The organism is Mesorhizobium sp. WSM4815, from assembly GCF_055811575.1.
In genome coordinates this window covers 77,788-86,392 of sequence record NZ_JBVVQS010000075.1, presented here as the reverse complement: position 1 = coordinate 86,392, position 8,605 = coordinate 77,788, and the positions used below count along the sequence as shown (strand labels likewise).

The 8,605-nt window shown below is 63.1% G+C and carries 6 protein-coding genes and 1 pseudogene; 3 read left to right on the top strand and 4 right to left on the bottom strand.

Annotated features, from left to right (window positions below):
• The 3 genes and pseudogenes from AC0L2B_RS04085 to AC0L2B_RS04075 form a co-directional block, all read right to left on the bottom strand.
• A pseudogene (locus AC0L2B_RS04085) lies at positions 1-143 on the bottom strand (cobalamin-binding protein); the annotation flags it as partial.
• Between the two features lie 96 nt (positions 144-239).
• Positions 240-1,889: an ABC transporter substrate-binding protein gene (locus AC0L2B_RS04080; protein WP_473744317.1), complete on the bottom strand. Its 1,650-nt coding sequence runs from the start codon at positions 1,887-1,889 to the stop codon at positions 240-242.
• A 43-nt stretch (positions 1,890-1,932) separates the two neighbouring features.
• A complete protein-coding gene (locus AC0L2B_RS04075; RefSeq protein WP_473744315.1) occupies positions 1,933-3,483 on the bottom strand; it encodes a trimethylamine methyltransferase family protein in 1,551 nt (516 codons plus the stop codon).
• A gap of 92 nt (positions 3,484-3,575) precedes the next feature.
• On the opposite strand from AC0L2B_RS04075, the gene AC0L2B_RS04070 reads away from it, so the two are divergent.
• Positions 3,576-4,478 (top strand): LysR substrate-binding domain-containing protein, encoded by a 903-nt coding sequence (locus tag AC0L2B_RS04070; RefSeq protein WP_473744314.1) that lies wholly within the window; start codon positions 3,576-3,578, stop codon positions 4,476-4,478.
• 15 nt (positions 4,479-4,493) lie between these two features.
• Here the strand turns inward: AC0L2B_RS04070 and AC0L2B_RS04065 are convergent, their stop codons facing one another.
• The gene (locus AC0L2B_RS04065) at positions 4,494-5,486 is read right to left on the bottom strand and encodes a zinc-dependent alcohol dehydrogenase family protein (protein ID WP_128176860.1); all 993 of its coding nucleotides are present in this window, start codon (positions 5,484-5,486) and stop codon (positions 4,494-4,496) included.
• 104 nt (positions 5,487-5,590) lie between these two features.
• Between AC0L2B_RS04065 and AC0L2B_RS04060 the strand changes: the two genes are divergently transcribed.
• Positions 5,591-6,493, top strand: a complete 903-nt coding sequence (locus tag AC0L2B_RS04060; RefSeq protein ID WP_473744312.1) for a LysR family transcriptional regulator — start codon at positions 5,591-5,593, stop codon at positions 6,491-6,493.
• A gap of 80 nt (positions 6,494-6,573) precedes the next feature.
• Positions 6,574-8,433 (top strand): DNA mismatch repair endonuclease MutL, encoded by a 1,860-nt coding sequence (gene mutL, locus AC0L2B_RS04055; RefSeq protein ID WP_473744311.1) that lies wholly within the window; start codon positions 6,574-6,576, stop codon positions 8,431-8,433.
• Positions 8,434-8,605 lie beyond the last annotated feature (172 nt).

Sequence of the window (8,605 nt, the reverse complement as noted above, 5' to 3'; positions counted from 1 at the left end):
TTGTAAGGCGCCCAGCCGCGCTCGAGCAGGATGTTGGTGCCTTCCTCGATCTCTTCCTTCAGCCCGTCATAAAGGTCATCGTGCATCTGCTGCACGAGTTCGTCGTCGGAAAGCTCGGAAAGGATGATCTCGTCGTCGGCCATGTTTGACGCACTCACTGATTTCAATGGCTTGCGGTCCGCCGGCACCTGTTTTCTGCAACGGGTGCCGGCGGGTCATTGCCAGCCTTGGGAGCTAACTCAGGCGGCCAGCCAGACGTTCTGAAGATCCATCTCGAAAGTCTGGTGGACCGCGTAGTTCTTCACCTTCTTGTTCATGTGGCTGTACAGCTTCTGCCAGAACGGCTGAATGATGACGCCGGAATCCTGCAGGATCTGCTCGACGTCCTTCATGACCTCGCGGCGCTTCTCCACGTCGATGAGTGAGAGGGCCTGCTTGAGCTTGGCGTCGAAATCAGGATTCGAATACGCCGTTTCATTCCAGGCCTCGCCAGTGCGATAGCCGAGCGCCAACACCTGAACGCCGAGCGGGCGCATGTACCAGATGGTCATGGAATAGGGGTATTTCGTCCAGTCGTTCCAGAAGGTCGAACCCGGCAGCACCGTGCGCTTCACCTTGATCCCGGCATCGCGCAGCTGGCCGGCAATCGCGTCGCCGGTGTTCTTTTGCCAATCGTCCTCGACGGTGATCAGTTCATGCTCGAAATCGGCCTGTCCGGCCTCGGCCATCAGCTTCTTGGCGCCGGCCGCATCGCGTGTCTTCTTGGGCAGCGGAAAATATTCCGGATGGATCGGGCTGACGTGGTGGTTTTCACCTGGGGTACCGCGCCCGGCGTAGCCAAGTTCGAGCACCGCATTGTTGTCGACGGCCATTTGCAGGGCGTTGCGTACCCGCTGGTCATCATAAGGCTTGTGCGTGATGTTGGTGCGGGCAACGAGCGTGGTTGCTGTCGCGACCTCCGATTTCACCAGATCCATCTGGTCGAGGATGTCGATGAAGTCGGCGGGCGTCTCGAAATTGACGTCGATTTCCTCGGATTCGAATGCATTCACCGAGGCGTTGAAGTCGGTGCCGTAGTCGATGAATTCGACGCTGTCGAGCGGCGCTTCACCGCCCCACCATTTGCCATTCTCGCGACGCTTGACGACCGCGTTCTGGCCGACCGAATAAGACACAAGCTCGAAAGGCCCTGTGCCGATCGGCTTGGCGAGCGGATCGGCGCCATCGGCATCGAATTTGCGGTGGACGACGAGCGCTGGATAGTCGGTGAAGTTCGGGATCAGTGAGATATCAGGTTCGTTCAGCGTCAGCTTGACCGTGTTGTCGTCGACCTTGGTGATCGCCCCGTCCCTGGCCTTGCCGGTTTTGACGTCGATCAGCGCACCGACGCGCGCGGCCATCGAATTGCCAGAGGCATCCTTCTCGCACCAGCGCGTCAGATTGTAGACCACGTCGTCGGCGTTGAAGGCGTCGCCATTGTTCCAGGTGACGCCCTTGCGCAGATGCAGCACGTATTCGGTGGCGTCGTCGTTGACGTCCCAGCTCTCGAGCAGGACCGGCTCGAAAGTGAATTCGCGGGTGTAGCGGACAAGCGGCTCGAGCCAGCAGCGCGAAATGTTGGCAAGCTCCACCCAGTCGTAAGTACGCGGATCCTTCTGCGCCTTCACCGACATCGATACGCGCAGCGTTCCGCCTTTCTTGGGCTCTTCGGCCAAAGCCCGTCCCGGCACCGCGAGACCGATCATAGCGTAGGCAAGGGCAGTCGATGCCCCGAACGCGCTTGCCAGCGCCAGAAACTCGCGCCGGTCCATCCGGCCTGAGCGGGCTTCTTCAGCCATCGCCTTGATAACGCTGGGAACACGATCACCGTTGTTTCTGAAGAGTGCCATTATTTCCTCCCTTATGGTTGCCTTTGGGTCTTCGCCCGTTGGATTAACTAACGCTGTCCGGCAGCTTCTCCTCGCGCAGCGCGATCAAATCTTTGAGACCATCGGCGATGCCGTCATCGAGCTTCGGCTCCTCATAATCGGCGAGCATGTTGCGCGCTTTCTCGCGGCCGCGCGTGTCGTGGTCCTTTGCCCCTTCAGCCTTCCACTGTTCGTAGGAATTGAAGTCCATGATGCTGGGCATGAAGAAGGCGGACTGGAAATGCTCGAGCGTGTGCTGGGTGCCGAGGAAATGGCCCTGCGGCCCGACCTCGCGGATCGCCGCCATCGCTTCCTTGAAATCGTCGAACGGCAGGCCGCCGGCATATTTGTACCAGCCGACAAGCTGTTCGCAGTCCGTCGCGAATTTTGAATAGCCGCAGGTCAGGCCGGCCTCGAGCCATCCGGCGGCGTGCCAGATGTAGTTGGCGCCGGCAAGGATGGCGGCATGCATCAGCATGTTCGCCTCGTAGCCCGCCTGGGCGTCATTCAGTTTCGACCCGACATGGAAGCCCGACGTGCGCCATGGCAGCCGGTATTTTCGCGCCAGTGCTCCCATCAAATACATCATCTGGGCGGCCTCGGGCGTGCCACCCATCGGCGCGCCGGTCTTCATGTCGACCGTGACCATGAACTGTCCGTAGATCTGCGGTGAACCCGGACGCAGCAGTTGCGTGAAGGCGACGCCCGCCAGCGCTTCGGCATTGACCTGCGCGACCGCTCCCACCGCCGAGGCCGAAGTCGAGGCGCCGCACAGCGCGAACGGCGCCAGGATCAACGGCTGGTTGTGACGTGCATAGACCTTCATCGCGTCCAGCATGGTGGCGTCCCATACCAGAGGCGAGTTGCAATTGGTGATCGCGACCAACACCGGGTTGTCGCGGACAAAATCCTCGCCGAACACGATGCCCGCCATCGCCATCGTGTCTTCGGCGCGTTCCCTGGATGTCACGATGCCCATGAACGGCTTGTCGGAGTGCTTCAGCGCTGAATGGATGATGTGGAGGTGACGTTTTGGCACCGCAATTTCCATCGGCTCGCAAATGACCGAGCTCGACGAATGCAGCGCCGGCGCCATATAGGCGAGCTTGTGGAAATTGTTGAGGTCGGCGAGTGTGCCGTAGCGCCTGTTGTTGTCGAGGTCGCGCACGTAAGGCGCCCCATACATCGGCACGAACATCGAGTTGTTGCCTCCGACACGCACCGATCGCTCAGGATTCCTCGCGTTGAGCGTGAACTCCGGCGGGACTTTCGAGACCAGTTCCATCAAGAGCGCGCGGTCAATGCGGACGCGCGTCTCGGAGACATCGGCTCCGGCGTCCTTCCAGAGGGTGATCGCCTCGTCGTCGCGGAATTCGCAGCCCACCTCTTCGAGGATCGAGAGCGACGCCTCATGGATCAATTCCACCGCCTCGTCCGGGACCATTTGATAGGCGGGTATGTTGCGAACCAGCGTCGGAAACGACGCCATCGGAGTTCCCCGCAGCGCCTTGCGGCCCAGGCGGCCGCCCCCTCGGCGGTTGGCGTGTTCGGTGACTTCGGCGGCCGGTGCGTTCATGGCAACTCTATCCTCCCAATGACGACCAGCCTAGCGAGAGGAAATATGGCTGTGACGCTGGAAAATCCTGATCACTTGTATAAGCTCAGCTTATGCGAAGCTTGCGCCATCTGCTGCCCTCGGCCGGCAGCCTGATCGTTTTCGAGGCCGCCGGCCGGCTGTCGAGCTTTACCGCCGCCGGGCGGGAGCTCGGCATGACGCAGGCTGCCGTGTCCTATGCGATCCGCGGGCTTGAAGAGCAGCTCGGCGCGAAACTCTTCCAGCGCCGCCATCGTCAGGTCAGCCTTACCGAAGCCGGCGAGCGTTTCCACGCCGACGTCTCGCTCGGCCTGTCGCACATCCGCAAGTCGGCGGAGGATCTGCGCCTACAGGCGACCGGCGGCCATGTGACGCTCGCTGCCTCGACCGCCTTCGCCTCGTTCTGGATGATGCCGCGCCTGCAGCAGTTCCGCGACGAACTGCCGGGCATCGACCTGCGCATCCAGACCGCCGACCGCGATCTCGACATCATCGCCGAAGACATTCCCCTCGGCGTTCGTGGCGGCGAACCCCGGGAATGGCCGGACTATCATTCGCTGCCGCTCGCCGATGAGGAAATATTCCCGGTTGCCGGCGCGAGCTATGTGGCGCGGTTCGGACTGCCGGAGAGCGTCGAGGATCTGCCATCGCACCGGCTCATCCATCTTGAAGAGCCGTTTCGCGAAGCCGCGAGCTGGGACGAGTGGTTCCAATCGGCCGGGGTCAACATCACCGATGCCGGGCGCGGCTTGCGCATCAACGATTATGCCCTGGTGATCCAGGCGGTCATGGAAGGGCAAGGCATTGCGCTCGGCTGGGGTCACCTCGCCGAGCGCCTGCTGGCGTCGGGTCTGCTGGTGCGTGCGACCGGCCACACGATGACGACCGGCAAGGGCTTTCATGTCATCTGGTCGAGAACCCGCGAGCTCAGTGACAATGCCCGCAAGGTGCGGGACTGGCTGGCGGCGCAGGCGTGAGGCTCCCATTAATGCTCAATCAACCGTCACGACGATCTTGCCGAATTGCTCGTTCGACTCGAGAAAGCGATGCGCTTCGACGATCTGCTCGAATGAAAAGGTTTTGGCGATTACCGGCTTTAGCGAACCCGACATCAATCCGTCGAGGATGAACGCCTTGGCAGCTTCCAACTTCACCGGATCGCCAGTGATCTCGTGGACGAGATAGCCGCGCAGCGTCAGCGTCTTGGCCAGCACATCGAACAGCGGGAACGGCGTCGGCTCGGGGCTCAAGCCGCCATATTCGATGAGAATGCCACCCCGTGCCATCGCCGCCGTCAGAGGTTCGAAAATCGGGCCGCCGACTGCGTCGAAAACCACTCGGATGTTGTCCGGACTGGCGATTTCCTTCAGCCGGGCTTCCAGATCTTCGTCCGCTGAAGCGACGACATGGGCCGCCCCGAACTTGAGCAGGGCCTCTCTCTTGGCAGATGTCCGCGTCACCGCGATCGCGGTCGCACCAACGATGTTGGCAATCTGGATCGCGGCAAGTCCGACACTGCTCGATGCCGCGGTAATGACGACGAAGTCGTCTCTGCTGAGCTTGGCAATGTCGATCAGTGCGCCATAGGCGGTGAGATATTGCATCCAGACGGCTGCCGCCTCTTCCCAGGTAAGCGATGGCGGGTGCTTGGCCACGAGATGGGCGGGATATGTGGCGATCTCACCATAGGCGGGCCAGCGGGCCATCGATAATGGCGGCACGACGCTGACGGCGTCACCTGGCGCAAAACCGTGCACGGCTTCGCCGACCGCTTCGACGACACCCGCTGCCTCAAGGCCAAGACCGGAAGGCAACGGCGGCGTCTGGATATAAGTGCCCGAACGCAGCAGCGCCTCGGCCCGGTTGAGACCCAATGCCTTGACCCGGATCTGAATCTCGCCCCGACCGAGCGCGGGAATATCGAGATTCTCGATGCGCAGAACCTCGGGACCACCATGCTCATGAAAGCGAACAACACGTGCCATGCGGCCATAACTCCAAAATATTTGAACCGAATACGCTATGCCATCGGCCATCCGGCAGATAAATGCTTGCTTGGGCAAGACAGTAGAAACTGGGAGTTTTGAATATGGATCGCCTTACGAGCATGGCCGTGTTCGTCAAAACCGTCGATCTTGGCTCGTTCGCGGCGACTGCTGCCGCTCTCGATCTGTCCGGACCGATGGTCGGCAAGCATGTCCGGTTTCTCGAGGAGCGTCTGGGCGTGCGCCTCATCAACCGGACCACACGCCGCCAGAGCCTGACCGACTTCGGGCGCGCCTACTATGAGCGCTGCCGATTGGTGCTCGCTGAAGCCGAAGCTGCGGATGCTCTGGCGGCCGATCAACTTTCCGAACCACGCGGAAAGCTGCGCGTCATCATGCCCGTACACTTCGGCCGGCGCTGCATTGCCCCGATGCTGCTGGAACTCGCGCAGCGATATCCCGCTCTGGAACTCGACCTGTCTTTCAGCGATCCCATCGCCGATCTTGCAGAGGATGGCTGCGATCTTGCCATCCGGACCGGCAATCTGGAGGATCAGGCCGGCGTGATGGCGCGTCGGGTCGCGCGCCAGCGCATGGTCGTCTGCGCGTCGCCATCCTATCTCGAGATGCACGGGCAGCCACGGCGGGTAGAGGATCTCGGCAGCCACCAGACCATCATCTACCGCCGTTCGGGCCGTGTCGTTCAACCGTGGCTGTTTCCGCGTGATGGCCAGCGTGCGCTGGAGGTCATGCCGGTCAGCCGGCTGCGGCTCGACGACCTCGCTGCGATCGCCGATGCTGCGGCAGCCGGCATGGGGCTCGCCTGGCTGCCATACTGGCTGGTGCGTGAGCGCATTCAGGCCGGCGCACTTGTCGTGCTGTTGCCGGAACAGCCGGGATTTCTTTACGACGCCTATGCGCTCTGGCTGCAGACGCCTCACTTGCCGCTGAAGGTCCGCCTTGCCGTCGACGCGCTGGCAGCGGCACTGCCCAGGCTGATGACGTGAAATGCAGGAGCACGGTGAGCGGCGCGGATTCCTGAATTCGCCCCTCCCGCTTGGGCGACGAATCCGCGTATAGTACCCCCATGCCCATTCACCAGCTTTCCGAAACGATGATCAACCAGATCGCCGCCGGCGAAGTCATCGAGCGTCCGGCAAGCGTGGTCAAGGAACTGGTCGAGAACGCACTCGATGCCGGCGCTGCCAGAATAGAGATCGTCACCGCCGGCGGTGGGCTGAACCTGATCCGCGTCACCGACGACGGCTCGGGCATCCCGGAAAAGGAACTGCCGCTGGCGATCGCACGCCATTGCACCTCGAAGCTCGCCGATGACATTCATGACATCCGCTCGCTCGGCTTTCGCGGCGAAGCGCTGCCGTCGATCGGCTCGGTGGCGCGGCTGTCGATCCGCTCGCGCACCGCCAACGGCGACGGCGCCGCCGAGATCGGCATCGAAGGCGGCCGCGTATCTGCCGTCAAGCCGGCGGCCGCCAATCGCGGCACCACGGTCGAGGTGCGCGACCTGTTTTTCGCCACGCCGGCGCGGCTCAAATTCATGAAGGGCGAGCGCGCCGAAAGCTCGGCGACCAGCGACGTGATCAAGCGTATCGCCATCGCTTTCCCGGCCGTGCGCTTCACGCTGGCCGGCTCCGACCGCTCGACGCTGGAACTGCCGGCGACCGACGACAGCCCGGAAGGCCGGCTGCGCCGCGTCGCGCAAGTGATGGGCGCCGACTTTCCGGCCAACGCGATCGCCATCGACGCCATGCGCGACGGTGTGCATCTTGCCGGCCACGTGTCGATACCATCCTTCAGCCGCGCCAACGCGCTGCAGCAATATGCCTATGTCAACGGCCGGCCGGTGCGCGACAAGCTGATTGCCGGCGCCATCCGCGGCGCCTTCGCCGACGTGCTGCCGCGCGACCGCCATGCGGTGACGGTGCTGTTCCTGACGCTCGATCCGGCCATCGTCGACGTCAATGTCCACCCGGCCAAGGCCGACGTCCGCTTCCGCGATCCGGGGCTGGTGCGCGGGCTGATCGTCGGCGCCATTCGCGAGGCGCTGGCCAATGCCGGCATCCGTGCCGCCACATCAGGAGCGGCCGGCATGATGGCGGCATTCCGGCCAGGCGCAGCATCCTATGCGCATCCAGGACCGGCCAACGGCCATCGCAGCTACGAAGCGGCCTACCGGGCCTCCGGCTTCGCCGGTTTCGATCCGGCCCGCTCGCCGCAACGGCCGCTGGATGCAGGATCTGCAAATGGCGGCTTCGGCGAAAACGATCAGGCGGCGTTCGCTGCCGGTTCGCTTCACAGCGCCGACGCGCGCGCCGGACAAGACGAAGCGGCGGAGACGCTGCTCGGCATGGCGCTGGGTGCCGCACGCGCGCAGGTGCACGAGAACTATATCGTCGCGCAGACCCGGGATTCGCTCGTTATTGTCGACCAGCATGCGGCGCATGAGCGGCTGGTCTACGAGGCACTGAAGAACGCGTTGCATGCGCGCGCCGTGCCGTCGCAGATGCTGCTTTTGCCCGAGATCGTCGATCTGCCGGAAGAGGATGCAGAGCGGCTCGCCTTGCATTCCGAAACACTGGCCCGCTTCGGCCTCGCCGTCGAACGCTTCGGCCCGGGTGCGGTAGCGGTGCGCGAGACGCCGTCGATGCTCGGCGAAACCAATGTCCAGCAGCTGGTGCGCGACCTTGCCGACGAGATCGCCGACAACGACACCGTCGACACGCTGAAAGAGCGGCTGGACAAAATAGCTGCGACCATGGCCTGCCACGGCTCGGTGCGTTCCGGCCGCCTGCTCAAGCCGGAAGAGATGAACGCACTGCTGCGCCAGATGGAGGCGACGCCCGGGTCCGGCACCTGCAACCACGGCCGCCCAACCTATATCGAGCTCAGGCTCGCTGATATCGAGAGACTGTTCGGGCGGCGGTGAAGGGCTCGCAGGGCGCAGCCCCCACCCGGACCTTTGGTCCGACCTCCCCACAAGGGGGAGGTAGGGAGCCCAGCCGTGGACGCCTCGCAAGGAACTTACCCTCCCCCTTGTGGGGAGGGTCGCTGCAAAGCAGCGGGGTGGGGGTCCGAAAAGAGCCGCTGTATAGCGGCTC